This is a genomic window from Streptomyces turgidiscabies Car8 (assembly GCF_000331005.1).
Lineage (GTDB): Bacteria > Actinomycetota > Actinomycetes > Streptomycetales > Streptomycetaceae > Streptomyces > Streptomyces turgidiscabies.
The window spans coordinates 1-25067 of record NZ_AEJB01000020.1 but is presented as its reverse complement, the minus strand read 5'-3'; the positions used below and the strand labels follow the sequence as shown (position 1 = coordinate 25067).

The window sequence follows — 25067 nt, the reverse complement described above, 5'->3', positions numbered from 1 at the left end:
ACCTCTTGGCGTGTCACCTGCCGTCACGGCACGCACCCAGGGCGACCGGAAAGGTGAACGGTTGGACCTCGTCGACGAGTTCGGGGGCGAGCAGGGACTGAGGGAGGAGCGCCGCAGAGGTCAGCTATCCGCCTTCAGCGCCCTCGCCCTCGCTTCCTTCGTCGCCCTCGACGGTGTCCACCAGGCCCGGCGGTGTCAGCCCCCGAGTTCCCGGTGCCGGGCCGCCAGTTCCGCCGCGCCCTCCTCCGTCAGGGATCCGAACAGCCGGAGGCGCGAGATCCCACCGTCCGGGAAGATGTCCACCCGCGCGTGCGTGCCCGTCGCCGGGGCAGGCAGGACGAAGCGGTGGTTGGTGTCGGGCTGGAGGCGGGTGCGCGGGAGGATCTCCGTCCACTCGCCGTTCTCGTCGTCGCCGTCGCGGAGCGACACGGTCGCCCAGCCCGCGCTGTTCCCCTTCAGATACGCGGTGTCGATCTCGACGGCCCTGATCTCCGACCGGGCCACCAGCCGGTAGCTGATCCAGTCGTTGCCCTGGTCGCGGCGGCGGCGCGTCTCCCAGCCGTCGTCCATCTTGCGGGAGCGCCCCGGCTGGATGGTGTTGGACGCCGGTGAGTAGAAGCGGTCCGAAGCGTCCTCGGCCCGGCCGCCGTTCTCCAGGGCGACCACGTCGAAGGTGCCCAGCGCCGCCAGCCAGGCCGGGTCGGGGGCGACCTCGCCGTACACCCGCAGGCGCGCGATGCCCCCGTCCGGATGCTGGTTGACCCGCAGATGCGTGAAGCGCTGTTCGAGCGACACCTCGAAGCCGTTCGCCGCGTGACCGCCGACCTTCGTGCGCGGCACCAGCGTCGTCCACTTCACGTCGTCCGCCAGCAGTTCCTCGGGGGACGGGGAGCCGGGCACCGACACGCCCTCCACCGACACGGCCTGCGGGTAGTTGCCGCGGAAGTGGGCGGTGTCGACGACGATGCCGCGTACGACGCCGGGCGCGCCGAGCCGTACCAGCGCCCAGTCGTGGTCCTGTGCCGTCGGCCACGGGTGCTCGGCGGACGCGCCGCGCCTGCGCCGTGTCTCCCAGCCGTCCATGATCTTGCCCTTGTGGCCGAAGTGCTCGGGCACGAACTCGGCGGGCTCGGGCACGAGCATGTTCTCGCGGTCGGCGAAGACCTCGTCGTTGGCGGCGATCACCCCGGCCCCGAGGCGGCGGTCGGCGAGGTTGGCGTACTGGGTGAAGGGGAAGTCCGCGGTGCGGTAGTCCGCGTACGGGTCACCGCCTCCGTAGGGGTTCGCGTCGCCGGTGAAGCTCACAGTCGCGGTCACGGTGATCAGTTCTGCCTTTCGCACTTCGGAGTCGGCCGTTGCGGGTGCCGGGAGTTGCGGGTGCCGGGAGGGCGCCGGTCAGGGGGTACGGGTGAGGAGTTGCCCCTGCGGGTCGGTGAACTCGCCCTCCGCCACGATGCGTTGACCGCGCAGCCAGGTCGAGCGGACGACACCGCTGAGGGTCCTGCCCGCGTACGCCGTCACGCGGTTGCGGTGCTGGAGGGCGGCCGGGTCCACGGTGAACGTCTCGTCCGGCGCGAGTACCGCGAAGTCGGCGTCCCGGCCCGCCTCGATGGCACCCTTGCGCGCGTCCAGTCCGACGAGTGCGGCCGTGTGCGTGGACATCCAGCGCACGACGTCCTCCAGGGAGTGGCCCCTCCGTCGCGCCTCGGTCCACACCGCCGCGAGGCTCAGCTGGAGCCCCGAGATGCCGCCCCACGCCGTCGCGAAGTCGGCGGTCTTGAGGTCGGCGGTGGACGGCGAGTGGTCGGTGACCACGCAGTCGATCGTGCCGTCGGCCAGCGCCTGCCACAGCAGGTCCTGGTTGGCGGCCTCACGGATGGGCGGGCAGCACTTGAACTCGCTGGCTCCGTCCGGGACTTCCTCGGCGGTGAGGGTCAGGTAGTGCGGGCACGTCTCCACGGTGATCCGCACCCCGTCCGCCTTCGCGGCGGAGATCAGCGGGAGCGCGTCGCTCGACGACAGATGCAGGACGTGCACGCGCGCGTTCAGTCGCTTCGCCTGCTCGATCAGGCCGGCGATCGCCCGGTCCTCGGCGCCGCGCGGGCGCGAGGCGAGGAAGTGCGCGTACTCCGGGCCGCCCTGTTGCGGGGCCGTGTCGAGGTGGTGCGGGTCCTCGGCGTGCACGATGAGCAGTCCGTCGAAGCCGGCGATCTCGGCCATCGACAGGGCGAGCCGCTCCTGGTCGAGGTGCGGGAACTCGTCCACGCCGGACGGTGAGAGGAACGCCTTGAAGCCGAAGACGCCGGCGTCGTGCAGCGGGCGCAGGTCCTTGACGTTGTCGGGCAGCGCGCCGCCCCAGAAGCCGACGTCGATGTGCGCCTTGTCCGCGGCCACTTCCCGCTTCGTACGGAGGTGGTCGACCGTCGTCGTCGGCGGGAGGGAGTTGAGGGGCATGTCGACGAGGGTGGTGATGCCGCCGGCCGCCGCCGCGCGCGTGGCGGTCCAGAAGCCCTCCCACTCGGTGCGTCCGGGGTCGTTGACGTGGACGTGGGTGTCCACCAGCCCGGGCAGCAGGACGTCGTCGCCGAAGTCCTCCAGACGTGCGCCGGACGGTACGTCGGCCTTATACGGGAGTACGGCCACGATCCGGCCGTCGGCGACGGCGACGGTGGCCGCGCGTGTCCCCTCGGGCGTGATGACGCGCGTCGAGCGCAACACCAGTTCGATGTCGGACACGCCGGACACCCCTCTCTGTACCTCTGTCACCGTGAATCCCGCCGTTAACTTCCACGTAACGGAATTCAACGTTCTGTTGAAGGAGTCTTCACCGACCACCCCACACCGTCAAGAGCCACCCTGCCGACCCACCCGGTCCGACGCCAACCGGAGCGGCGACCTGGATATTTCCACAAGACGGAATTAGAGTTCCGGAAAACAGAACGTAGCCACACACCAGCAGGCCGTCAAGCAACCGACCGGTAGGCTGCACCATCGCCTGTCAGCCGTGAAAGGAACGCGCCGTGCCGACGCCCAGCGCCAGCTCCACCGACGCCGCCAAACCCGCCGCCGCCGGCGGTGGTGTCCAGTCCCTGGAGCGTGCCTTCGATCTGCTGGAGCGCATGGCGGACGCGGGCGGTGAAGTCGGCCTCAGTGAACTGTCCGTGAGCAGCGGGCTGCCGTTGCCCACCATCCACCGGCTCATGCGCACGCTCGTGGCCTGCGGTTACGTACGGCAGCAGCCCAACCGCCGGTACGCGCTGGGCCCGCGCCTGATCCGCCTCGGCGAGTCCGCGTCCCGGCTGCTCGGCACCTGGGCCCGCCCCTATCTGGCCCGGCTGGTCGAGGAGACCGGCGAGACGGCCAACATGGCGCTGCTGGACGGCGACGAGATCGTGTATGTGGCGCAGGTTCCGTCCAAGCACTCGATGCGCATGTTCACCGAGGTGGGCCGGCGCGTCCTGCCGCACTCCACCGGCGTCGGCAAGGCACTGCTCGCCGGTTTCCCGCCGGACGAGGTGCGTTCTCTGCTCGCCCGTACGGGCATGCCGGCCGCGACGGAGAAGACGCTCACGACCCCGGACGACTTCCTGGCCGCCCTGGAGGACGTGCGCCGCCTCGGTTACGCGGTCGACGACAACGAGCAGGAGATCGGCGTCCGCTGTCTCGCGGTCTCCGTCCCCGACTCCCCCACCGCCGCCGCGATCTCGATCTCGGGCCCTGCGGGCCGGGTCACCGAGGAAGCCACGGAACGGATCGTGCCCGTACTGAAGCAGGTCGCCGCCGAACTGTCGGTGACCCTGGCAAGCTCGGGCAGCCCGACCTCCTGATTTCCGGCCCCCTGTCGGCGGCACAGCGCCCCGACAGGGGCGCGGGGAACCGCACGACCAGCCCCCACCGACCTGCTGGGGACCCCCGCCGGCCCGGCCAGCCCCACCCACTGATCTCCGCCCCAGCGGCCCGCGCCCTCAGGGGCGCGGGGAACTGCGCGACCAGCCCCCACAGGGCCGCGGCACTCGAACGCACGTGTCCGACCGAGCGGATCCTCCCCGCACGGAAGCACCCACTGCCCTCCGGCCACCCACCGACGGCACAGCACCCCCGGCAGGGGCGCGAGGAACCGCGCGACCAGCCCCCACCGGGCCGCAGTACTCGAACGCACGGGTCCGGCGGGGCTCTCAGCGACGCGGTGGGGCGCCGAACAGTTCCACCGCCGCGCGGACGTCCGACAGGCCCCGGGCGAGTGCGCTGACCGAGCCGATCGCGCCGGCGATCAGGAGTAACGAGCGTCGCAGGCGCGGGACTTCGGGGCTGCCCGTTATCGCCATCGCGGCCAGACAGGCCAGTTCGTCCTCGGCGATGCCGCGGTCGGGGAACTCGGCCGGGTGCGCGGCGAGTTCACGGCGCAGCCGGGACACCGCGGTCCGCAACTCCGCCACCCTCGGATCCTCGTCGCTGCCGGTCACCGACCTCTGTCCCAAGCTCCGCAACACAGCTCTCCCCCACTGGCCCCACAAGCGCCCCGCACGCCCCCATGGCGATGGTCGGGCGCCGGGGACGCGGGACAGTAAACGCCAACCACGCGACAGGCGCCACACCATGGACCGAAATTCAGCCCGTGAACACCGGCGGTCCGGCGCCGGGTCAGGTATGCAGGAGGCATGACGGAGAAACCGGACCAGGTGGCAGGGCTGTTGCTCGCGGCGGGCGGGGGGCGACGGCTCGGCGGACGGCCCAAGGCCCTGCTGGAACACCGGGGAAGTCTTCTCGTCGAACGCGCGGCCGACGCCCTGCGCACGGCGGGCTGCACCCCGGTCCATGTCGTCCTCGGGGCCCGGGCCGACGACGTACGGAAGCGGGCCGTCCTGCCCGGGTGCGTGCTGGTGGACAACCCGGAGTGGGAGCAGGGCATGGGGTCCTCGCTGCGGGCCGGACTGGCGTCGCTGCGCGGCACACACGCCGGCGCGGCCCTCGTCTCGCTGGTCGACCAGCCGGACGTCGGGCCGGAGGCCATGGCCCGCGTGCTCGCCGCGTACACCTCCGGGGAGTCCCTCGTGGCGGCCTCGTACGGTGGCACGCGGGGGCATCCGGTGCTGTTCGGCGCCGCCCACTGGACGGGCGTCGCGGCCTCAGCGGTGGGCGACCGCGGCGCCCGCGACTATCTCAGGGCGCACGAGGACACGATCACCCTCGTCGAGTGCGGTGACGTGGCGGAGCCGTACGACATCGACACCCCGTCCGACCTGGACCGCCTCGGGTGATGGCTACTCGCCACCAAGAATCTCGACGTCAACAAATGATTGAACTTCCACGATGAGGAAACTAGCATCCACTGATCAGAAACATTCGTTCCCAGCAGCTCACAGCAGCTCACAGCAAACCGCTGAAGGAAGTGACCGCTCATGTCCGCACCAGCGCCGTCCCCGCTGGCCATCGTCGACGCCGAGCCCCTGCCCCGGCAGGAGGAGGTGCTCACCGACGCGGCGCTCGCCTTCGTGGCCGAGCTGCACCGGCGGTTCACGCCCCGGCGTGACGAACTCCTCGCGCGCCGTGCGGAGCGCCGCGCGGAGATCGCCCGTACCTCGACCCTCGACTTCCTCCCCGAGACGGCCGCGATCCGCGCCGACGACTCCTGGCGGGTCGCCCCCTCTCCGGACGCCCTGAACGACCGACGCGTCGAGATCACCGGCCCGACCGACCGCAAGATGACGATCAACGCCCTCAACTCGGGCGCCAAGATCTGGCTCGCGGACTTCGAGGACGCCTCCGCGCCGACCTGGGAGAACGTGGTCCTCGGGCAGGTCAACCTGGCCGACGCCTACACCCGGAACATCGACTTCACCGACCCGAAGAGCGGCAAGACGTACGCCCTGAAGGCGGCCGGCGACCTCGCCACGGTCGTCATGCGGCCCCGCGGCTGGCACCTGAACGAGCGTCACCTCCAGCTCGACGGCGAGCAGGTGCCCGGCGCCCTCGTCGACTTCGGCCTGTACTTCTTCCACAACGCGCAGCGGCTGCTCGACCTCGGCAAGGGCCCGTACTTCTACCTCCCGAAGACCGAGTCGCACCTCGAAGCCCGCCTGTGGAACGACGTGTTCGTCTTCGCGCAGGACTACGTGGGTATCCCGCAGGGCACCGTCCGCGCGACCGTCCTCATCGAGACGATCACGGCCGCGTACGAGATGGAGGAGATCCTCTACGAACTCCGCGACCACGCCTCGGGGTTGAACGCGGGCCGCTGGGACTACCTCTTCTCCATCGTCAAGAACTTCCGTGACGGCGGCGCCAAGTTCGTCCTCCCGGACCGCAACGCCGTGACGATGACAGCCCCGTTCATGCGCGCCTACACCGAACTCCTCGTCCGTACCTGCCACAAGCGCGGTGCGCACGCGATCGGCGGCATGGCGGCGTTCATCCCGTCCCGGCGCGACGAAGAGGTCAACAAGGTGGCCTTCGAGAAGGTCAAGGCCGACAAGGACCGGGAGGCCGGCGACGGTTTCGACGGTTCCTGGGTCGCCCACCCCGACCTGGTCCCGATCGCCATGGCCTCCTTCGACGCGGTCCTCGGCGACCGGCCGAACCAGAAGGACCGGCTCCGCGAGGACGTCCATGTCGAGGCCGCCGACCTGATCGCCGTCGACTCCCTGAAGGCCGAGCCGACGTACGACGGACTCGTCAACGCCGTGCAGGTCGGCATCCGTTACATCGAGGCGTGGCTGCGCGGGCTCGGCGCCGTCGCCATCTTCAACCTCATGGAGGACGCGGCCACCGCCGAGATCTCCCGCTCGCAGATCTGGCAGTGGATCAACGCGGGCGTCGAGTTCGAGCACGCGGGAGAGACGGTGAAGGCCACTCCGGAGCTGGCCCGCGAGATCGCCGCCGCCGAACTCGCGGCCGTCCGCGCCGAGATCGGCGAGGATGCCTTCACGGCAGGCAACTGGCAGCGGGCCCACGACCTGCTGCTGACCGTGGCCCTCGACGACGACTACGCGGACTTCCTGACCCTGCCGGCGTACGAGCAGCTGCGCGGCTGACGCGTTCCGGTCAGCTCACTCCGCAGGTTTGTCCGAGTGGCCCAGGGACTTTCCCGGGGCCACTCGGTCGCGTACCGCCTGCTTCACGGCCGTGGGCTCCGGGAAGCCCTGCTCCTTGCGGTCCCAGACCACCTCGTCGTCGACCCGGACGACGAACACTCCGCCGGTGCCCGGCTTGAGTGACAGCTCGCCGAGTTCTGTCTCGAAGGTGGTGAGCAGCTCCTGTGCCAGCCAGGCCGCACGGGGCAGCCAACGGCACTGGGTGCAGTACTCGATCTGTACGACGGGTGCCTGAGGGCTCATCCGAGATGCACCGACCAATCCTGTTCCGCCGCCGGTCTGCCGTGCAGGTCGGGGACCCGTTTGAGCCAACTCGGGCGGCCTCGCTGTGTCTTCGCCGCCCGAAGGGCCTCCTCGGCGGCGAGTTCCTCCCGGGTGGGGAAGTCGGTGGGCAGCCAGGCCGCCGAGGCCCGGACGCGCTCGTGCAGGTAACCGACGTACGCCTCCCTGACGCCGTCCGGTGTCGCGAAGCCCGGTTCGCCGGCCAGCCAGGCATCAGGGACTTCGGAGGCGATGCCGCGCAGGAGGTCCTCGGTCACCCGGGGAGCCAGTTCGGCGTCGGCGGCCCGGGTGTCGGGGGTGTAGTGGCCGAGGGCGTGGTGGCGGAAATCGTAGGCCCTCGTCGGGTCGGCTCCGTCCCAGCGGTGGTGGAAGACGAGGGCGGCGCCGTGGTCGATGAGCCACAGGCGCGGGGGCGCGATGCCGAGCGTCGGCCAGATCATCAGGTTGGAGCTGTGGACCGTACGGTCGACGTTGACGGTCAGCGCGTCGAGCCAGATGACCTTCCCGGCCTCCAGCGGGTCGACCGTGCAGCGCGCGGCGACCTCCGGGGTGAAGTCCCGCGCGCCCGGCAGGTAGTCCATGCCGAGGTTCAGGCCGGCGCTGGCGCTGTGCAGGTCCCGTACTTCCTGGTGGGGTTCCTCGTCGGCGATCTCCGGGTCGAAGTGCACGAGGACGAGTTCGGGGAAGCGCAGCCCAAGGGCGCGTGCCAGTTCTCCGACGATCACTTCGGCGACCAGTGCCTTGCGGCCCTGCGCGGAGCCGGTGAACTTGACGACGTAGGTGCCGAGGTCGTCGGCCTCGACCACCCCTGGGACGGAACCGCCCGACCTCAGGGGCTCGACGTAGCGGGTTGCCGTGACCTCTCTCATGCCGCGAGCATAGTGACCAGGGGTGACAGCCGAGACGGCATTTCTCAGCGCCAGGACGGATGCCCCTCCGGTGTGCTGCCGGTGGTGAGTTTGCGGGCGCCCGTGCCGTCCGCGCGGATCGCCCAGATCGCCGGCCGGTCGAAGGGCCCGCGGACGAAGGCCACCCACTTGCCGTCCGGTGACCAGACCGGGTCCATCTCCTGGGCGGCCGTCCGCACCAGCGACTTGTCGTCGCTGCCGTCGGCCTTCGCGATACGGATGTCTCCTCCCGTCCCCTCGCCGGGTGCTCCGGCGGTGTACGCGAAGTAGCGGCTGTCCGGGGACCAGACGGCGTCCAGCGCCCGCCGGGGCTGGTTGGTGACCTGCCGGGGTTCGGCGCCCGGCCGGTCCGGATCGACGACGTGGACCTGCCAGCCCGACGTCTTCTGCAGGCAGACGGCGATGAGCTTGCCGTCGGGGGACCACGCCGGGTCCTCCACCTTGCCGGAACCGTGCGTCAGTTGCTGCGCCGAGCCGTCCGAGACGTTCACGGCGAACAGCTGCTGCACACCGTCCGCGCGGCGCAGGACGGCCAGTCGCTCGCCGTCCGGGGACCAGGAGACCCGGCCGCCCGAGATGGCGGCGATCCGGCGGGCGCCGCTGCCGTCCGCGTTCGCCGTCCACACGGCCGACCCTTGCGCCGTCTTGCGGGTGAACGCGAACGAACTGTGGTCGGGGGACCACTGCGGAAGGGCGTCACAGGTCCCGTCGATCAGCTTTTCGGGGTTGTCCTTGGTGGAGTCGCGGCGGCCGATCACACTGTGGCATTCCGACGATCCGGGGTCCGTGTCCAGCCGGACCAGCAGTGGGTCGTCGGGGAACGCGGCGGGGGTCGATCGCGCGTGCGACGGCGAGGCGCCGCCGGCCTTGTCGGTTCCGGGATCGTCGGAACCGGTCCAGGGATGCCACACGAGCAGCCCCGCGACGGCCGCCGCGACCAGCAGCGTCGTTACGGCGACCGTCCCTCGGCGGCCCCTCCGTACCCCGGGGTCACCGGACGGGACCGGCTCCGGTGTGAGGACCGGCGGGGGCCCGAAGCCGGGGCCGGGCGGCGACTGGACGGTCCGGGGATGGGAGGCCACGGTCCGGCCCTCGGCAGGCGTCGTCGGGGCCGACGTGGCGGAGCGGGGGTCGGTGACCGGTGCCTGCCGTTCGGCGACCGGCGGCGCGGACACGGTCGCTCGTGGGTCGGTGGCCGAGGCCCGTCCACCGGTGACCGGCGGCGCGGACACCGTCGTACGCGGATCGACGGCCAGGGCCTGCCCTTCGCCGACCGGCGGCGCGGACGCGGCCGTGCGCGGGTCGGTGGGCGCGGCGGACGGGCGGTCCGCTGCCGCGAGGTCCGCCTCGGGGGCCTGCCTGCGGATGAGCGCGGTCGCCTCGGCGGGCAGCCAGGTGTCCGACGGATGCCGGACTGTGAGCTGGTCGAGGAACTCCGACGGGCGGGGGCGGTCGAGCGGGTCCTTGGCCAGACAGGCCGCGACCAGTCCGCGCAGCGGGTCGGGCACGTTCGTGAGGTCCGGCTGTTCGTGGACGACGCGGTAGGCCCAGGCGGCCGACCCCCCGTCGCCGAAGGGAGCGCCGCCCGCCGCCTGGCTGAGCACCACGCCCAGGGCGAACATGTCCACCGCGGGAGTGAGCGTGCCACCGACGAGCTGCTCCGGCGCGAGGAAGCCGAGCGTGCCGATCTGGAAGCCGGTCTGCGTGAGGGCCGCGCCGTCGAGGGCCCGCGCGATGCCGAAGTCGATGACCCGGGGGCCGTCCTCCGCGACGATGATGTTGGCGGGCTTCAGGTCGCGGTGGATGACCCCGGCCTGATGAATGGCGGCCAGCGCCTCGGCGAGGCCGGCGGCCAGCACCGTGAGCGTGTCCGCGGGCAGGGGGCCCACCTGGTCGAGCACGTCCCGCAGCGTGGGGCCGGGGATGTAGGCCGTCACCAGCCAGGCTGGCTCGCCCTCCGGGTCGGCGTCCACGACCGGCGCGGTGTGGAAGCCACCGACGCGGCGGGCCGCCGCGACCTCGTCGGCGAATCTGCGGCGGAAGCCCGGTTCCGTGCTCAGTTCGGGCCGTACGACCTTGACGGCCACCGCCCGGCCCGACCGCGACCGGCCGAAGTAGACGACGCCCATTCCGCCCTGGCCGAGCCGTCCGACCAGCCGGTATCTGCCCTCGCCGACCGAGGCGGGATCACCTGCTCCGAGCGGTTTCATGACTCCCCCATCTCGCCTCTCGGTCCGGCTGTGGGAACTCATCGCCCCGGCCCCCGTTCCCGTCGTGCGGCCATGATCAGCCACGAGGCTCTCCATTACCGGCCATCAGTCTAGATGTGCCGCTCATGACGTCATCGGGTCCGGAACGGTTCCCTTTCGCCCCGCCAGTTCACTCCGCCAGCGGATTCCGCAGGGGCAGATAGCGGGCGTCGGCGCCGTCGGCGCCGGTCCAGCGCAGCAGCAGGTTGGTCTTGCCGGGCAGGGTGGGTGAGGCGAGGAGTGCGGCGACCTCGGGGAGGTCGTGGCGGGCCAGTTCCCGGCGTACGGCCTGCCAGGGGTCGAAGCCCGGGTGGCGTTCCCGCAGCGCCTCGGCGACCTCGGTGAGGTGGTTGACGACCAGGCAGTACACGAGCCGCTCCCAGCCCGCCGCCCGCGTCACGTCCGGCAGCAGCTTCACGCCCTCCGCGTCCCGGTACAGGGCCTGTACCGGGGTTCCCTGGGCGTCGACCGCGATCAGACAGTTCTGGAGGTGGGCCTCGATGACGACGCCGGAACGTGCGAACAGTTCGACGACCGGTGGAACGGCACAGCGCAGATACGCCGCCCACCAGGCGGCCGGGTCGGCGAGCCCGTCGAGCGGGTTGCCGTCGAAGCCCTCGACCAGCGCGGCGGCGAGCAGCGGGGTGGCGCCCGGGACGACATGGTCGCGCAGGCCGTCGCGGACCAGGACCGCCAGTTCCTCGAAGGCGAAGTCGGCGGTGCGGTAGCCGCGGTCGCTGAGCCAGATTGGCCGGCCCTCGGCAGCGGCGACGACCGCCGCGTCCGTACGGCGCAGATTCAGCAGGTCGTGGCGCCAGAGCCGGCGTACGTCGTTGGTGATGCGGACGTCGAGGCTGAACTTGACGAAGAGGTCGTGCTCGGGCGCGTACAGCGTGCGGACGGCCGCCGTGGGCCAGGTGTCGAACCCGGTCGTGCCCAGCCTGATCAGCCGGCCGTCCGCGAAGGCGTCCGTCAGGCCCGGGCCGACGAGGTCGAGCTGCCAGGGGTGGGCGGGCAGCAGCCGGTAGCCGGGCGGGGCCGTGCCGAAGGCGTCCAGGGCGGACACGTCGCCCTCCTCGGCGACCGCGTCCTCGCGCACGCCGAGCAGCACCAGCGGGAAGGCGGCGTACGCCTCGGGGGCGTACGGCAGCCAGCCCGCGACCGGGCCGCCGCCGCGCGCCTTGGGCGCCGGGTGGTAGGGGTGCCCGGTGAGGAGGGACTGCTCGGAGCGCCGGTACGGGTCGTCGGGCGGGGTGGCGCGGTCGCGGGCGGTGAGGAGCGCGGCGAGCGCGTCCCGGCTGTCGGCCATCTCGGCGGGCAGTTCGGGGTTGGACAGGCCGGTGTGCGCCTGGAGTTCCTCGGCCACGAGCTTGACGAGTTCGGCGTGTCCGACCGGGTGCCAGGTGCCGTCGCCCGTGTTCACCTCGGGCGCGGCCGGCCGCCGTCCCCCGCGCACGCGCAGCAGGCGCTCCCCGCTCGGCAGCCGGTACACGTGCGACTCGCCCGGGCCGGGGAGCGGCTGCGCCACCTCCCGGAGCAGGCAGTTGAGCAGGGGCGCGGTCGCGTAGGCGTCGGCGCGCGCTCCGGTGCCGTCCGGTGCGTCGGGGGTGGCGGGCGTCGCCGGGGGTGCGGTGGGGGGCCTGGTGGGGTCCACGCGTTCCCTCGTTTCTTACGGTGCTTGCCTACGGTTGCGGTTTCCCGCGCTGCGTCGGCGATCAGTATGTCTGTCGTCGTCCACGCCCGCTCACCAGCACATACCCGCAGCCAAACCCGCACCCGAGGAGCCCGCCCGTGCACCGTCCCTCCAGCGCAGAGGCCGAGGTCGCCGACGAACTGGCCGCCGTGCGGCCCGGCCTCGTCCCCCGGTACGCGGCCGAGCTGCCCGGCGCGCGGGCCGCCGTCCTGACCCGGTTGTGGCGGGCGCTCGTCCACGACCCGCTGCCGTGGATCGTCCGCCGCGAGAACGGTGGGGGTCTCCTGCTGGCGGACGGCCGCCGGCTGGAGGGCCCGTACGCCGATCCGTACACCGTCGACGGCCGGGTCGGCGCCGTACGGCTCGGGACCCGCCTCGGGGCGGTGTCGTACGAGGACCCGGCGCGGCTGATGACGGACCTGGGCGTCCCGCACGGGCCCGCCTTCGCTGTCGAACTCGGCCACAGTGTCGCCTCGTTGGCCCTGTCGCGGGCGAATCAGGAGGACGTCTCGGGTGATCCCGTGACGAGCTGGGAATGGGAGCAGCGGGTCGTGGACGGGCATCCTTTCCACCCCAACTGCCGTTCCCGGCCCGGGTTCTCGGTGGCCGAGCAGCTCGCGTACGGGCCCGAGCACCGGCCGGTCGTGGAGCTGGCACTGGTGGCGGCGGACGACAGCGCGGTGCGGGGCGAGTGGCCCGAGTGGCTGTGGGACGGGGGGCGTCCGCTGATTCCGGTGCATCCCTGGCAGGCGGAGCATGTGCTCCAACTTCCCACCCGGGGTGGGTTGTCCGCGCATCCGCTGATGTCCCTGCGCAGTCTGGCTCTCCCGGAGGGCGGACCGCACGTCAAGACGGCGTTGAGCGCCCGGCTCACCTCCTCGGTACGGGACATCTCGCCGTACTCGATCGAGACGGCGGGGACGGTGTCGGCGTTCATGGAGTCCATGGCCGCGCGTCTCGACGGGCTGCTGCACATCACCCGCACCCTCGGCGCGGTCACCGACGCCTCCCCCGATCTGGCGGCGGTGCTGCGGGAGCCGCCGGACCTGTACGCGGACCCGGGTGCGGGTGAGTACGTCGTGCCCGTCGGGGCGCTCGCCGCCACCGGCTTTCCTCGATCTCCTTCCTGGATGGCCGAGTTCACCCGGCTCGCCCTCACCGTCGGTCTGCGCCTGCTCGATCTGGGTGTCGCCCTGGAGGCCCACGGTCAGAATCTCCTCGTCGTGCTGTCGGCGACCGGGAACCCGCTGCGGCTCGTCTACCGCGACCTCGCCGACATCAGGGTCAGTCCGGCCCGGCTGGCCCACCACGGCATCGCGCCGCCGGAGCTGTCCGGACGGATCGTCACCGACGACGAACCCGCCCTGCGCCGCAAGCTGTTCGGTTCGCTGGTGGCGGGGGCGCTGGGTGCGACCGCCGGTTCCGAGGCGGCGCTGCGGGAGGCGTTGGAGGCGGCCGTACGAGGGCTGCCGCGCACGCCCGATCTCCTGGCGCTGCTCGAACAGCCGCTGCCCACCAAGGCGTTGACCCTGATGCGGCTGTCGCCGGGCTCGCCCGGGGATCTGTGGACCCAACTGCCCAACCCGCTGGGAGAGGTGACGAAAGAGGGCAGCTGACGGGACCCGTTTTGAAGCGGGTCGCCCAGGGTCAATAGGATCCGTCGATGATCACAAGACAACGGCTGGCGGCGGGCGCCTGCGCCCTGCTCGTCGCCCTGGCGGCCGGGATCGCGGTCCCGGGCGAAGCCGTCGCCGACGAAACCACCGCACTCGCACCCAAGGTCAACCTCCTGCTCGACGTCAGCGGTTCGATGCGGGCGCGCGACATCGACGGCCAGTCGCGGATGGCCGCGGCGAAGCAGGCGTTCAACGAGGTGCTGGACGCGACACCCGAGGAGGTCCAGCTCGGCATCCGTACGCTGGGCGCCAACTACCCGGGCGACGACCGCAAGGAGGGCTGCAAGGACACCGCGCAGCTCTACCCGGTGGGCCCGCTCGACCGCACGGAGGCCAAGGCGGCGGTCGCGACGCTCACGCCCACCGGCTGGACGCCGATCGGCCCCTCGCTGCTGAAGGCCGCCGGCGACCTGAACGGCGGTGAGGGCACCAAGCGCATCGTGCTCATCAGCGACGGCGAGGACACCTGCGCGCCGCTCGACCCGTGCGAGGTGGCCCGGGAGATCGCGGCCAAGGGCATCGGTCTCACCATCGACACCCTCGGTCTGGTCCCGAACACCAAGATGCGGCAGCAGCTCAGCTGTATCGCGGAGGCGACCGGCGGGACGTACACCTCGGTCGAGCACACGGAAGAACTCACCGACAAGGTAAACCAGTTGGTCGTCCGGGCCGCCGACCCGGTGGTGACACCGGTGGCCGTCGAGGGTGCGGCGGGATGCCCAGGCGCTCCGGCGGTGAAGTCCGGTCTGTACACGGACCGTGAGGAGTTCGGACAGCAGCGCTGGTACCGTGTCGACGTCCTGCCGGGGCAGGAACTGCGCGCCTCGGTGAGCGTGTCCGCCGACCGGGCCGTCAACCCCGACTACGGGGTGCTGCTGCGGGCGATGACCGCGCACGGCCGTGAGATCGTCCGTGGCGAGGGCAACGGCACCGGCCGTACGGATGTCATCTCGACGGGCCTGCGCTATGCGAAGGCGGATACCGACGACGAGGACAAGCCGGCGGCCGAGACGGTGTGTCTCCAGGTCACCAACTCCTTCTCGGCGGCCGGTGGTGTGAAGTCCGCGCCCGGTCTGCCGCTCGAAATGACCGTCGACGTCGTCGACGGCCCGAGCCCGGCGAGCGACGTGGCCTCCTTCGGCCTCGGCCGCGGCTGGTGGCTGCTGGGCGCGCTCGTCCTGTTCGGCTTCCTCACGGGTGTCCTGTGGGGCTGGATCTCGCGCCTGCGGGTCTCGGTCTGGAGGACCAACTGATGCGAGTCGTACGAGTGATGCGAGTTCCAGGAAGACAACTGCTGCGCGGCACGCGCGTGTTGGGCTCGGCAGTGCTGCTGCTCGGGCTGGCCGCGACCCCGGCCGTCGCCGACGCCTCACCCTCCCCGAGCCCGTCGGACGGCAGCTCGGCCCCCACCTCGGCGGGCACGTCGTTCCGTACGGCGACGGAGATCGACCAGGGGCAGCAGGCCACCGCGAGTGGTTCCGCGGGCGACTACATGTACTGGTCGTTTCCCGCGGACTCCGGTCAACGCCCCACCGTCAAGGCGACGGTGAAGCTGCCGGACACCCACGCGTCGGAGACATGGCAGCTCGACGTGTACGACGGTCTGCGGCGCCGTCAGGCCTGCCAGTACGGCGCGCAGACGCGCACCGCCGCCTCGGGCACCGCGTCCGTGGAGCTGGCGTGCATCCTGCGCACGGTCCGTGCCTGGTCGGAGCAGTGGGCCAACGACCCGCTGCCGGGCACGTACTACGTCCGGCTGACGGCCGTGAACCTGCCGACCTCCGACCTCGGCCTCCCGGTCGGCGCCGAAGTGCGGGTCGACTCGAAGGACATCGGCGGTGCGGCGGCCGTGGACGGTTCGCTGGCCGAGCCGCTGGTTCCCGGGATCGCCGTCAAGTCCGAGAAATCCGAGAACTCCGACGACGCGGACGACAGTTCGACGGCGTCCGCGGTGCTGTCGAGCATCGAGCCCGACGACGGCTGGTCCTCCGGCTGGTGGTCCGACCGCTGGGTCTGGACGGCGATCGGCGGTGCGCTGGCCGCACTGGCGGGCGTCGGCGGCTACGCCCTGACGCGCGGCTCGGGCCGGCCGAGGCGGGTTCCGCCGGGCGTGTGACCCGAAGCTGACGGTTCGTCAACATGCCCGCCGCGCACAGTCGCACGGCGGGCATGTGCCGTCTCGGGCGCGGTTTCGCATCAGGCGGTCATTGCCGCCTCAGGCCCCGTTTCGCCCCGCCTGCCCCGTTCGCCTCAGGCCTCGCGCAGGGCCTTGGCGAGCGTTCCGTCGCCGGTCACCTCGATACGTCCGTCCCGTACGGCGTCCAGCACGCTCATGTCTCCCCGGCCGACCGCCGCACAGGTGCCGGTGTCCATCGACAGGCGGGCGTCGGGCTCCTCGGGCGCGGGGCCTGCTCCGTACACCGGAACGTCCTGGGCACCCACGTACAGGTGGAACTCGCCCTCCTCCAGCCGGACTTCGACGAGCCCTCCGCCGCCGGCCCCGTCCACCGCGCCCAGCCCGCGCAGCAACGGCAGCGCGAACCAGTGGGCCCGTACGGCGTCCGTGGCGCGCCGCTCGCCCAGCTCGGGTCCGCCCCACTCCCCCAGCGCCTGCAGCACGGGCAGCAACTGACGCCCCCGGCCGGTGAGTTCGTACACGTACGCGGCGCCCGGCGGGGGCAGCCTGCGCCGGGTCGTGAGGCCCTCGCGCTCCATGTCCTTGAGCCGCGATGCCAGTACGTCCGTGCTGACGCCCGGCAGGTCCGTGTGCAGGTCGGTGTAGCGGCGCGGACCGGCCAGCAACTCCCGCACGATCAGGAGAGTCCAGCGGTCGCCGACGACATCGAGGGCGCGAGCGACGGAACAGTGCTGGTCGTAGCTTCGGCGAGGTGACATGCGACGCAGTCTAGACATGTTGTTGGACTTTCCAAGCAGAAGCTTGGTAAAACCAAGCAACACACGAACCGGAGGGGCGTAAGCGCATGGAGTTCCGGCAGTCGAGCAAGCTCAGTGAGGTCTGCTACGAGATCCGCGGACCGGTGATCGAGCACGCAGACGCACTGGAGGAGGCGGGCCACAGCGTCCTCCGCCTCAACACCGGCAACCCCGCGCTCTTCGGCTTCGAGGCACCGCCGGAGATCCTCCAGGACATGATCCGCATGCTGCCGCAGGCCCACGGCTACACGGACTCACGCGGCATCCTCTCCGCCCGCCGGGCCGTCGCCCAGCGCTACCAGGACCGCGGCCTTGAGGTCGACGTCGACGACGTCTTCCTCGGCAACGGCGTCTCGGAACTGGTCTCGATGGCCGTCCAGGCCCTCGTCGAGGACGGCGACGAAGTCCTCGTCCCCGCCCCGGACTTCCCCCTCTGGACGGCCGTCACGACCCTCGCGGGCGGCAAGGCGGTCCACTACCTCTGCGACGAACAGGCCGACTGGTACCCGGACCTGGACGACATGGCGGCGAAGATCACCGACCGCACCAAGGCCGTGGTCATCATCAACCCGAACAACCCCACCGGCGCGGTCTACCCGAAGGAGATCATCGAGGGCATCCTCGACCTGGCCCGCCGACACGGCCTGATGGTCTTCGCCGACGAGATCTACGACCAGATCCTGTACGACGACGAGGTGCACCACTCGGCCGCCGCGCTCGCCCCCGACCTGGTCGTCCTCACCTTCTGCGGTCTGTCGAAGACGTACCGCGTGGCCGGCTTCCGCTCGGGCTGGCTGGTGGTGACCGGCCCGAAGCAGCACGCCCGCAGCTACCTCGAAGGCCTCACCATGCTGGCCTCGATGCGCCTGTGCCCCAACGCGCCCGCGCAGTACGCCATCCAGGCCGCGCTCGGCGGCCGCCAGTCCATCCACGAACTCACCGCCCCCGGCGGCAGGTTGCGCGAACAGCGCGACCGCGCGTGGGAACGCCTCAACGAGATCCCGGGCGTCTCGTGCGTCAAGCCGAAGGGCGCGCTGTACGCGTTCCCGCGCCTCGACCCGGCCGTGCACAAGATCCACGACGACGAGAAGTTCGTCCTGGACCTGCTACTCCAGGAGAAGATCCAGGTGGTGCAGGGGACCGGCTTCAACTGGCCCTCCCCCGACCACTTCCGCATCCTCACGCTCCCGTACGCGGACGACCTGGAAGTGGCGATCAGCCGGATCGGGCGGTTCCTGAGCGGTTATCGGCAGTAACGCCGACCGGGGCGGTCCACCGGCGTCCGTCATGGGTAGCCCTTCCCCATGACGGACCGACCGCTGCTGCTCCTCGACGTCGACGGCCCCCTCAACCCGTTCCGCGCCCGGCTGCTCCGCCACCGGGGATACGTGACCCGCCGGGTGCACCCCGCCAACTGGTCCGCACGGCAGAAACCGGGTTCGCGCCGGCTCCGGCGGGGCCTGCGCATCCGGCTGCACCCGGGACACGGCGCCCGACTGCTCGCTCTGCCGTACGACCTGGCGTGGGCCACGGCCTGGATGCACGAGGCGAACCAGATGATCGGCCCGGCGATCGGCCTGCCCGCGACCCTCCCCGTGATCGAGTTCACCAACCTGTTCACCGAGGACCCCGACGGCCTTCTCTGGAAGACACGGCGCGTGGTGGAGTGGGCCGACGGCCGCCCCTTCGTCTGGGTCGACGACCTGATCACCGACCTCGACGTCCGCCATGTGGCCGAACACCACGCCGGGCCGGCGCTTCTTCTGCGGATCGACCCGCGCCGGGGTCTCGGGGAGCGCGAGTTCGCCGAGTTGGAGCGCTGGGCTCGCGATGTCAGACCCGGGTCGTAGGCTTCGAAAAGGTCGAATCGCCCGTTCGACCTCAGCAGCCGACAACCGGGGAGGAGTGCGCCATGACCCGTCCGCCGACCCCCGCCCAGCGACGCGTCATCGACGCCGCCGACCCCGTCACCGGACGGCTGCGGGGTACGGAGTTCCAGCTCGCCGCGCTCGTGAAGCGAGGGCTCGCCTTCCGGCACCCACGGCCGCCGCACGCCCACTTCCTGACGCCGACCGGCCATCGCGTACGGGAGGAGGACCGGCAAACGGACACGCCTGCCCCTGCCGAGGCCGTCCCCGCCTCCGGGGCCCCTGGGGTGTTCGCCGCCCGGGTGGGCGGCGAGGAGGAGATACCGGCCGCCGGGCCCGCCCGGACCCGTGAGGTGCACAGTGCCTGGCAGGGGCTGCTGGAGCTGCGCCGGATGACCAACACGGACGGCGCCACGGACCGTCCGTGCGGCTGGGAGCGTACGCATCTGGTGCAGGCCGCCGCGCTGGCGCTGGAGGCGGCCGGGCACCGCCCCGAGGACGGGGGCGGTGCCGGGACCGGTGGCGGCTACCGGGTGCGGGCGACCCCGCAGCCGGAGGCCGTCGCCGTGCGCGAGCCCGACGGTGACGCGCTGCGGGCCTGTGCGGCCACCCTGGAGAAGGCGGGCTGGCAGGTCGGCGAGCACACCGAACCGCGTACCGGCGCGCGCTATCTGCTGGCGTCACCCCGGCGCAAGTAACGGCCCGACAGGCCAAGGCAGTTGACGACCGTGAGCGACCGCTCAGTACTCTTGCGCCCTCGTGGTGAAGTCGAGTTGTCGAGCAGTCGTGAAGGGGAAGTCGTGGCCGAACCGTTTTCCGTCCCGGTGACCGTGCGCGGGTACGAGACCGATATGCAGGGGCACGTCAACCAGAGCGTGTACCTCAACTACGCGGAGCACGCCCGCTGGTCGTTACTCCACGCGGCCGGGATCAGTCAGGCGGAGCTGATAGCCGAAGGCGTGGGACCGGTGGCCCTGGAGACCACCATCCGCTACCGGCGAGAGCTGCTCGCGGGCGACAAGGTGGAGGTGACCTGCGACTTCGTCTGGGGCGAGGGCAAGACCTTCCGTATCCGGCAGACGATCCGCAAGGCCGACGGCACGGTCGCGGCGGAGCTCACGGCGGTCGGCGGGCTGATGGACCTCCAGGCACGCAAGCTCGTCGCGGACCCGAAGAAGTACTTCCGCGCCCTGGCGTCGGAGCCACGGCTGTTCGGCCTCTGAGCGGTACTCACAGCGACCTCCTACCATCACCCCACGGCTTTCCCAACTTGGCGCGCGACCCTCGACCTCTTCCCGTCGCGCCCCTCTTGGAGATCCCCGTGCCGATGATGCACAGAGCCGCCGCCCGTCGTACGCTGCTGGCCGCGCTCGGCGCCACCGCGATCCTGACCACCCAGCGGATCGCGTCCGGCGCGACCACCGAGGCGGCCGGGAGCGGGCTCGACGACCCGGCCAAGAAGGACATCGCGATGCGGCTGGTGTGCAGCGCGGAGAACTCGTCCCTGGACTGGCGGGCCCAGTACTCGTACATCCAGGACATCGGCGACGGGCGCGGCTACACCGCCGGGATCATCGGCTTCTGCTCCGGTACGAGCGACCTGCTGGCCCTGGTCGAGCTGTACACCGAGCGGGACCCGGACAACGTCCTGGCCACCTGGCTGCCCGCCCTGCGCGCGGTGGACGGCACGGACTCGCACGACGGTCTCGACCCGGGCTTCCCCGCCGCCTGGCGCAAGGCGGCCAAGACGTCCGCCTTCCGGGAGGCCCAGGACGACGAGCGCGACCGCGTCTACTTCGACCCGGCCGTGGCCCGCGCCAAGAAGGACGGGGTAGGCACACTCGGCCAGTTCGCCTACTACGACGCCATGGTCATGCACGGCCCCGGCGCGGACAGCCTCTCCTTCGGCGGGATCCGCGACCGGGCCCGTACGAGCGCGGCCAGCCCGGCCGACGGCGGCGACGAGACGACGTATCTGGAGGCGTTCCTCGACGCCCGGGTGTGGGCGATGCGGCAGGAGACGGCCCACGAGGACACCAGCCGGGTGGACACCGCCCAGCGCGTCTTCCTCGGCCAGGGGAACCTGAACCTGGATCCGCCGCTCGACTGGAAGGTGTACGGCGACAGTTACTACATCGGCTGACCGATGGCGTGACGGCGAAACTCCGGCCGAGGGCCGTCCCCCTCGGCCGGAGGTCTGTACGCGCGGCCTGTTCAGGACGCGCCCGGCACCTCAGGCGCGCGCCGCGATGGCGGCCAGCCGCCGGGCCTCCGCACGTGTCGAGCGGGCGATCTCGTCCTCGTCGACGTGCAGCAACCGCCCGTTCTCGACGATCTGTTCGCCGTTCACGAACGACGCGGTGACCGGGGCCGCCGCACCGAAGACGAGAGCGGTGACGGGGTCGGCGATCGACGCGTGGGCGAGCGTGTCCAGGTTCCAGAGGACCAGGTCGGCGAGCTTGCCCGCCTCCAGTGACCCCGTCTCCCGTGCCCGGCCCAGGACTTGGGCACCCCCGTAGGTACCGAGGCGCAGGGCCTGACGGGCGTTCAGGGCCGCTTCCCGGTGCGCGCCGAGGCGGTTGATGAGGAGGGCGTTGCGCAGTTCGGTGTGGAGTTCGCCGGACTCGTTGGACGCGGTGCCGTCGACGCCGAGGCCGACCGGGACGCCGGCCGCGAGCATGTCGGGGACGCGTGCGATGCCCGCCGCCAGCCGGGCGTTGGAGGACGGACAGTGGGCCACACCCGTCTTCGTACGGGCGAAGGCGGCGATGTCCGAGTCGTTCATGTGGACGCAGTGCGCCATCCACACGTCCTCGCCGAGCCAGCCCGTGGACTCGAAGTAGTCGGTCGGTCCCATGCCGAACAGTTCCTTGCAGAACTGCTCCTCCTCGACCGTCTCCGAGCCGTGCGTGTGCAGCCGTACCCCCTTGCGCCGCGCCAACTCGGCTCCCTGTCGCAGGAGTTCGGTGGAGACGGAGAACGGTGAGCAGGGGGCGACCGCGACCTGGGTCATGGCGTCGAAGGAAGGGTCGTGGTGTTCGTCGACGGTGGCCTCGGTGGCGGCGAGCGCGCCCTCCAGGGTCTCGACGGCGAAGTCCGGGGGCAGACCGCCGTCCTTCTCGCTGCGGTCCATCGAGCCGCGCGCGAGGGTGAAGCGGACGCCCATCTCGCGGGCCGCGCCGATGATCGCGCCGGACAGGTCGCCGGAGTCCTTCGGGAAGACGTAGTGGTGGTCCATGGCGGTCGTGACCCCGCCGCGGGCCATCATGGCGAGCGAGCCCCGCGCCGCCGCGCGGACCATCGGCTCGTCGATGCGCGCCCACGTCGGGTACAGCGCCACCAGCCAGTTGAAGAGGTTGTGGTCGGTGGCCAGGCCCCGGGTGATCCACTGGTAGTAGTGGTGGTGCGTGTTGACGAGGCCGGGGGTGACGAGGTGGCCGCTCGCGTCGATGCGCCGGACCACGTCCGCGAGGCCCTCGGGGGCCCTGCCCGCGCCGACCGACTCGATACGGTTGCCGGCGATCACCACATGGCCGGACGCGTACTCGGTGTCGGTGGCGTCCACGGTCGCGACCGCGCAGTTCTCGATGACGATGCGCTGAACCATCGCAGGGACGTCCTTACAGGTTGGTGAGGTCGGCGGGGATGCGCGGCTCGGCGCCGTCACGCAGGATCGTGCCCTCGATCAGGCCGTACGGCCGGTCGGCGGCGAGGTAGACCTCATTGTCGTTCTTGAGCCCGAACGGCTTCAGGTCCACCAGGAAGTGATGCTTGTTGGGGAGGGCGAACCGCACCTCGTCGATCTCGCCCCGGTGCTCGATGATCCGCGCGCCCATCTGGAACAGGGTCTGCTGGAGCGAGAGCGAGTAGGTCTCCGCGAAGGCCGACAGCAGATGCCCCCGGGTCTGCGCGTAGGACTCCTCCCAGTCGGGCATCTCCCTTTCCTCGTCGGACCAGTTGAAGCGCCAGCGCGCGGACACCTGGGTCGCCAGGATGCGGTCGTACGCCTCGGGGAGCGTCGTGTACTTGTCCTTGACGTAGCCCCAGAACTCGGAGTCGGTCGTGTTCATCACGACCAGGTCCTTGAGCCCGGAGACGACCTCCCACGACGAGCCGTCGTAGGTGATCTGGGTGAGCCGGGTCTCCCGGCCCTGCCGGGCGAAGGAGTGCTCGCCCTCGCCCGCCGTCCCGATCCGCTCCCAGGAGTACTCCTCGATCCGGATGCGCGCCTTTTTGATCGGCTCCTGACTGGTCACGAAGTGCCGGGCCAGATGTATGCCGAACTGCTCGGCGGAGTCGATGCCGTGCTCCTTGGCGAAGGCGTACACCGTGTTCTTGGTGGTGTCCGTCGGCAGGACGTTCGCGTTCGAGCCGGAGAGGTGGACCTCGTCCATGTCGCCGGAGAGCGACACGGAGACGTTGAGGTCCTTGACGTGGTGGGTGGCGCCGTCGCGGGTGACGCGCACGACACGGTTCTCGGCCTTGCCGTACTGGTTCTGCCCGAGGAACACGGGGCGGGCGCCGCCTGCTGAGTCGTTCCTGGCTGCATCGGTCATGGTGCTGCTAGCTCCCTCGGTATACGGAGTAGCCGAACGGGTTGAGCAGCAGCGGTACGTGGTAGTGCTCACCCGGCACGACGGCGAACGTGATCGCCACCTCCGGGAAGAACGCTCCCGCCGCACCGCTGTCCCGATTCGCGGGGGCGTCCTGCTGCGGATCGGCCTGTTTCTTCTCCAGGTACGGTTCGACCTCGAAGTCGAGCCGCACATGGGTGGTGCCCTCCGGCAGTGCCGGCAGGTCCTTGCACCGCCCGTCGGCGTCGGTCGCGCTGCCGCCGAGCGCCCGCCAGGCCGCGTCGCGCCCGCCGCGCGCTGCGAGCCGGACGGCGACGTCGGCGGCGGGGCGGCCGACGCTGGTGTCCAGGATGTGCGTGGACACGGAGGCGACCAGGGCGGTGGGATCGACGGCGTCGGCGTCGGTGCTCATGTCTGTTACCGCTCTTCCTGTACGAGACTGCCCAGCCGGATGCGGTTGATCTTTCCCAGTTCGGTGCGGACGATCTCCCTCTCCCGCTCCGGCGTGTTGCCGAGCCGTTCCCGCACCGCGTCGCGCATCTGCTCGCCGGTCCGGCCGGTCGCGCAGATCAGGAAGACATGGCCGAAGCGCTCCTGGTAGGCGAGGTTGAGTTCGAGCATCTCCGCCTTCAGTTCCTCGGAGGCGCCGGCCATACCCCGCTGTTCGCGGGCGGAGGTCGGGTCACCGGGCCTGGGGCGGCCGATCGGCGGGTGCCCGGCCATCGCCTCGGCGAGGTCGTCGGCGGTCAGCCCGGCCGTCGCGGCGTCGCTCGCGGTGTACAGGTCCTCGGCGGTGGCGTACGGCCGCTTCGCGAGCAGGTGCCGTCCCCAGGCCGTCGAGGCGCAGGCCTCGTGGAGAGCGGCGCGGGCCGCGGACTCCTCCAGGGCGTTGAACCGGGCGAGACCGCCAGGGGTCGTACTCGACGTACTCGACGTCACGGCGAGCCTCCGTGGCCTTGTGCGTACTGGGCGTGGCCGGGGGGTGCGTGCGGTGAGACACGACGGACCGGCTGCGCACAGCTAACGCCTTCCGGCGACGGGACGTCAACACTTTGTTGAAAAACTGGGGTGACGGCACCTTCCGCGCCGCGCCTGTCAGGCCTGTTTCTCGCGGTTCAGGTAGTTGTAGACCGTGAAGCGGCTGACCCCGAGGGCGCCCGCGACGGTCTCGACGCCGTGCCGCACGGAGAAGGCGCCGCGCGCCTCCAGCATCCGTACGATCTCCTGCTTGGCCTTGCGGTCCAGTTCGGCCAGCGGCCTGCCGTGCCCTCGCTCCAGCGCGGCCAGGATGTGATCGAGCGAGTCGGCGAGCTGGGGCAGGCGTACGGCGATCACGTCGGCGCCCTCCCAGGCGAGCACGACGTCGTCGGGGCCGGCCCGGCCGGGCGCGAGCAGCTCGCCCCCCATGGCGTCGACCAGCGGTTTCACGGCCGCGACGAAGGCCTCGCCGACGGACCCGTCCCCGGCGCCGGTCATCGGCCGCCCTCGCCGTCGATCACGTTGACCTGGAGCGAGATCCGGGTGGCGCCCGCCTCCAGGGTCCTGCGCAGCAGCGCGTCCACGGCGGTCAGTACGGCGTCGGCGCGCCCCTCTGCGGTGTTGCCGAACGGGCCGACGTCCACCGCGTCCAGTTCGGCCGCCTCGATGACCTCACGGGCGACCAGCGCGTGTGCGGGGGCCTCGTCGAGGTCGAAGGGCTCGGTCGTGAACTCCACTCGCAGTCGCACTGTGCACATTCTTCCGTCAGTCGTGTCCCGGCCACTCGGACACGACCCTAACGGACTCCTCCGCG

At 71.4% G+C, this 25067-nt stretch carries 25 protein-coding genes; 11 read left to right on the top strand and 14 right to left on the bottom strand.

Translation table 11 applies throughout. The features are described 5' to 3' along the window. Positions 1 to 195: 195 nt before the first annotated feature. Together alc and allB are read right to left on the bottom strand one after the other, a co-directional pair. Positions 196 to 1317 carry an allantoicase gene (gene alc / locus STRTUCAR8_RS01705; RefSeq protein WP_044471465.1) on the bottom strand — a complete coding sequence of 374 codons (1122 nt, stop codon included), beginning with the start codon at positions 1315 to 1317 and terminating at the stop codon, positions 196 to 198. A 78-nt stretch (positions 1318 to 1395) separates the two neighbouring features. Next, a complete protein-coding gene (allB, locus tag STRTUCAR8_RS01700; protein ID WP_044471464.1) occupies positions 1396 to 2736 on the bottom strand; it encodes an allantoinase AllB in 1341 nt (446 codons plus the stop codon). 284 nt (positions 2737 to 3020) lie between these two features. On the opposite strand from allB, the gene STRTUCAR8_RS01695 reads away from it, so the two are divergent. Then, entirely contained in the window at positions 3021 to 3827 is an 807-nt protein-coding gene (locus tag STRTUCAR8_RS01695; RefSeq protein ID WP_006373619.1) for an IclR family transcriptional regulator, read from the top strand. 348 nt (positions 3828 to 4175) lie between these two features. Here STRTUCAR8_RS01695 and STRTUCAR8_RS01690 read toward each other — a convergent pair whose 3' ends face one another. Beyond that, the gene (locus STRTUCAR8_RS01690; protein WP_234372613.1) at positions 4176 to 4463 is read right to left on the bottom strand and encodes a DUF5955 family protein; all 288 of its coding nucleotides are present in this window, start codon (positions 4461 to 4463) and stop codon (positions 4176 to 4178) included. A gap of 195 nt (positions 4464 to 4658) precedes the next feature. Here STRTUCAR8_RS01690 and STRTUCAR8_RS01685 point away from each other — a divergent pair, with 195 nt between their 5' ends. Together STRTUCAR8_RS01685 and aceB are read left to right on the top strand one after the other, a co-directional pair. Beyond that, positions 4659 to 5258 (top strand): nucleotidyltransferase family protein, encoded by a 600-nt coding sequence (locus STRTUCAR8_RS01685; protein ID WP_006373618.1) that lies wholly within the window; start codon positions 4659 to 4661, stop codon positions 5256 to 5258. A gap of 141 nt (positions 5259 to 5399) precedes the next feature. Next, complete coding sequence (gene aceB, locus STRTUCAR8_RS01680) at positions 5400 to 7031, top strand: malate synthase A (protein WP_006373637.1); 1632 nt, start codon at positions 5400 to 5402, stop codon at positions 7029 to 7031. A gap of 15 nt (positions 7032 to 7046) precedes the next feature. Here the strand turns inward: aceB and STRTUCAR8_RS01675 are convergent, their stop codons facing one another. The 4 genes from STRTUCAR8_RS01675 to STRTUCAR8_RS01660 form a co-directional block, all read right to left on the bottom strand. Continuing rightward, positions 7047 to 7334: an Rdx family protein gene (locus STRTUCAR8_RS01675; protein ID WP_044471460.1), complete on the bottom strand. Its 288-nt coding sequence runs from the start codon at positions 7332 to 7334 to the stop codon at positions 7047 to 7049. Further along, positions 7331 to 8242: a HipA family kinase gene (locus STRTUCAR8_RS01670; RefSeq protein ID WP_006373625.1), complete on the bottom strand. Its 912-nt coding sequence runs from the start codon at positions 8240 to 8242 to the stop codon at positions 7331 to 7333. Before STRTUCAR8_RS01670 ends, STRTUCAR8_RS01675 begins: the two co-directional genes overlap by 4 nt. 44 nt (positions 8243 to 8286) lie before the next feature. Next, positions 8287 to 10491, bottom strand: coding sequence for a protein kinase domain-containing protein (locus STRTUCAR8_RS48655; protein WP_006373631.1), 2205 nt, complete (start codon positions 10489 to 10491; stop codon positions 8287 to 8289). A gap of 169 nt (positions 10492 to 10660) precedes the next feature. After that, on the bottom strand, positions 10661 to 12184 hold the full coding sequence (locus STRTUCAR8_RS01660) for an IucA/IucC family protein (RefSeq protein ID WP_006373629.1): 1524 nt from the start codon (positions 12182 to 12184) through the stop codon (positions 10661 to 10663). Positions 12185 to 12321: 137 nt separating this feature from the next. Between STRTUCAR8_RS01660 and STRTUCAR8_RS01655 the strand changes: the two genes are divergently transcribed. Genes STRTUCAR8_RS01655 through STRTUCAR8_RS01645 form a run of 3 tightly spaced genes read left to right on the top strand, consistent with a single transcriptional unit; the run spans position 12322 to position 16015 of the window. Beyond that, positions 12322 to 13839 (top strand): IucA/IucC family protein, encoded by a 1518-nt coding sequence (locus STRTUCAR8_RS01655; protein WP_006373633.1) that lies wholly within the window; start codon positions 12322 to 12324, stop codon positions 13837 to 13839. Between the two features lie 47 nt (positions 13840 to 13886). Beyond that, positions 13887 to 15152 carry a VWA domain-containing protein gene (locus STRTUCAR8_RS01650; protein ID WP_006373624.1) on the top strand — a complete coding sequence of 422 codons (1266 nt, stop codon included), beginning with the start codon at positions 13887 to 13889 and terminating at the stop codon, positions 15150 to 15152. After that, positions 15152 to 16015 (top strand): hypothetical protein, encoded by an 864-nt coding sequence (locus tag STRTUCAR8_RS01645; protein ID WP_006373640.1) that lies wholly within the window; start codon positions 15152 to 15154, stop codon positions 16013 to 16015. Before STRTUCAR8_RS01650 ends, STRTUCAR8_RS01645 begins: the two co-directional genes overlap by 1 nt. Before the next feature lie 134 nt (positions 16016 to 16149). Here the strand turns inward: STRTUCAR8_RS01645 and STRTUCAR8_RS01640 are convergent, their stop codons facing one another. Then, positions 16150 to 16794 carry a winged helix-turn-helix transcriptional regulator gene (locus STRTUCAR8_RS01640; RefSeq protein ID WP_006373634.1) on the bottom strand — a complete coding sequence of 215 codons (645 nt, stop codon included), beginning with the start codon at positions 16792 to 16794 and terminating at the stop codon, positions 16150 to 16152. 86 nt (positions 16795 to 16880) lie between these two features. Between STRTUCAR8_RS01640 and STRTUCAR8_RS01635 the strand changes: the two genes are divergently transcribed. The 5 genes from STRTUCAR8_RS01635 to STRTUCAR8_RS01615 all read left to right on the top strand — a co-directional run bounded on the left by STRTUCAR8_RS01635 (position 16881) and on the right by STRTUCAR8_RS01615 (position 20844). After that, positions 16881 to 18089 carry a pyridoxal phosphate-dependent aminotransferase gene (locus STRTUCAR8_RS01635; RefSeq protein ID WP_006373626.1) on the top strand — a complete coding sequence of 403 codons (1209 nt, stop codon included), beginning with the start codon at positions 16881 to 16883 and terminating at the stop codon, positions 18087 to 18089. Positions 18090 to 18137: 48 nt separating this feature from the next. After that, positions 18138 to 18683 carry an HAD domain-containing protein gene (locus tag STRTUCAR8_RS01630; RefSeq protein ID WP_006373628.1) on the top strand — a complete coding sequence of 182 codons (546 nt, stop codon included), beginning with the start codon at positions 18138 to 18140 and terminating at the stop codon, positions 18681 to 18683. Between the two features lie 62 nt (positions 18684 to 18745). After that, a complete protein-coding gene (locus tag STRTUCAR8_RS01625) occupies positions 18746 to 19399 on the top strand; it encodes a hypothetical protein (RefSeq protein WP_006373638.1) in 654 nt (217 codons plus the stop codon). Positions 19400 to 19501: 102 nt separating this feature from the next. Continuing rightward, positions 19502 to 19924, top strand: a complete 423-nt coding sequence (locus STRTUCAR8_RS01620) for an acyl-CoA thioesterase (protein ID WP_006373641.1) — start codon at positions 19502 to 19504, stop codon at positions 19922 to 19924. Positions 19925 to 20028: 104 nt separating this feature from the next. After that, entirely contained in the window at positions 20029 to 20844 is an 816-nt protein-coding gene (locus tag STRTUCAR8_RS01615) for a chitosanase (RefSeq protein WP_044471461.1), read from the top strand. Positions 20845 to 20934: 90 nt separating this feature from the next. Here the strand turns inward: STRTUCAR8_RS01615 and STRTUCAR8_RS01610 are convergent, their stop codons facing one another. From STRTUCAR8_RS01610 to STRTUCAR8_RS01585, 6 genes are all read right to left on the bottom strand, one after another. Continuing rightward, a complete protein-coding gene (locus tag STRTUCAR8_RS01610) occupies positions 20935 to 22308 on the bottom strand; it encodes an 8-oxoguanine deaminase (RefSeq protein ID WP_006373639.1) in 1374 nt (457 codons plus the stop codon). A gap of 13 nt (positions 22309 to 22321) precedes the next feature. After that, positions 22322 to 23257, bottom strand: coding sequence for a factor-independent urate hydroxylase (gene pucL, locus STRTUCAR8_RS01605; protein WP_044471459.1), 936 nt, complete (start codon positions 23255 to 23257; stop codon positions 22322 to 22324). A 7-nt stretch (positions 23258 to 23264) separates the two neighbouring features. Further along, positions 23265 to 23687, bottom strand: a complete 423-nt coding sequence (gene uraH / locus STRTUCAR8_RS01600; RefSeq protein ID WP_006373623.1) for a hydroxyisourate hydrolase — start codon at positions 23685 to 23687, stop codon at positions 23265 to 23267. Between the two features lie 5 nt (positions 23688 to 23692). After that, the gene (gene uraD, locus STRTUCAR8_RS01595) at positions 23693 to 24214 is read right to left on the bottom strand and encodes a 2-oxo-4-hydroxy-4-carboxy-5-ureidoimidazoline decarboxylase (RefSeq protein WP_006373627.1); all 522 of its coding nucleotides are present in this window, start codon (positions 24212 to 24214) and stop codon (positions 23693 to 23695) included. Positions 24215 to 24370: 156 nt separating this feature from the next. Then, positions 24371 to 24751 (bottom strand): helix-turn-helix domain-containing protein, encoded by a 381-nt coding sequence (locus STRTUCAR8_RS01590; RefSeq protein ID WP_006373632.1) that lies wholly within the window; start codon positions 24749 to 24751, stop codon positions 24371 to 24373. Beyond that, complete coding sequence (locus tag STRTUCAR8_RS01585; RefSeq protein ID WP_078507086.1) at positions 24748 to 25002, bottom strand: YkoF family thiamine-binding protein; 255 nt, start codon at positions 25000 to 25002, stop codon at positions 24748 to 24750. The genes STRTUCAR8_RS01590 and STRTUCAR8_RS01585 overlap by 4 nt, the downstream gene beginning before the upstream one ends. Between the last annotated feature and the right edge of the window lie 65 nt (positions 25003 to 25067).

Bases quoted from the DNA above. Each gene is read 5' to 3' on its own strand.
- STRTUCAR8_RS01630 (WP_006373628.1), top strand. From the start codon at position 18,138: ATGACGGACCGACCGCTGCTGCTCCTCGACGTCGACGGCCCCCTCAAC.
- uraH (WP_006373623.1), bottom strand. From the start codon at position 23,687: ATGAGCACCGACGCCGACGCCGTCGATCCCACCGCCCTGGTCGCCTCC.
- STRTUCAR8_RS01650 (WP_006373624.1), top strand. From the start codon at position 13,887: ATGATCACAAGACAACGGCTGGCGGCGGGCGCCTGCGCCCTGCTCGTC.
- STRTUCAR8_RS01675 (WP_044471460.1), bottom strand. From the start codon at position 7,334: ATGAGCCCTCAGGCACCCGTCGTACAGATCGAGTACTGCACCCAGTGC.
- aceB (WP_006373637.1), top strand. From the start codon at position 5,400: ATGTCCGCACCAGCGCCGTCCCCGCTGGCCATCGTCGACGCCGAGCCC.
- STRTUCAR8_RS01635 (WP_006373626.1), top strand. From the start codon at position 16,881: ATGGAGTTCCGGCAGTCGAGCAAGCTCAGTGAGGTCTGCTACGAGATC.
- STRTUCAR8_RS01685 (WP_006373618.1), top strand. From the start codon at position 4,659: ATGACGGAGAAACCGGACCAGGTGGCAGGGCTGTTGCTCGCGGCGGGC.
- STRTUCAR8_RS01640 (WP_006373634.1), bottom strand. From the start codon at position 16,794: ATGTCACCTCGCCGAAGCTACGACCAGCACTGTTCCGTCGCTCGCGCC.
- STRTUCAR8_RS01670 (WP_006373625.1), bottom strand. From the start codon at position 8,242: ATGAGAGAGGTCACGGCAACCCGCTACGTCGAGCCCCTGAGGTCGGGC.
- pucL (WP_044471459.1), bottom strand. From the start codon at position 23,257: ATGACCGATGCAGCCAGGAACGACTCAGCAGGCGGCGCCCGCCCCGTG.
- STRTUCAR8_RS01615 (WP_044471461.1), top strand. From the start codon at position 20,029: ATGATGCACAGAGCCGCCGCCCGTCGTACGCTGCTGGCCGCGCTCGGC.
- STRTUCAR8_RS01645 (WP_006373640.1), top strand. From the start codon at position 15,152: ATGCGAGTCGTACGAGTGATGCGAGTTCCAGGAAGACAACTGCTGCGC.
- STRTUCAR8_RS48655 (WP_006373631.1), bottom strand. From the start codon at position 10,491: ATGAAACCGCTCGGAGCAGGTGATCCCGCCTCGGTCGGCGAGGGCAGA.
- STRTUCAR8_RS01610 (WP_006373639.1), bottom strand. From the start codon at position 22,308: ATGGTTCAGCGCATCGTCATCGAGAACTGCGCGGTCGCGACCGTGGAC.
- STRTUCAR8_RS01625 (WP_006373638.1), top strand. From the start codon at position 18,746: ATGACCCGTCCGCCGACCCCCGCCCAGCGACGCGTCATCGACGCCGCC.
- STRTUCAR8_RS01590 (WP_006373632.1), bottom strand. From the start codon at position 24,751: ATGACCGGCGCCGGGGACGGGTCCGTCGGCGAGGCCTTCGTCGCGGCC.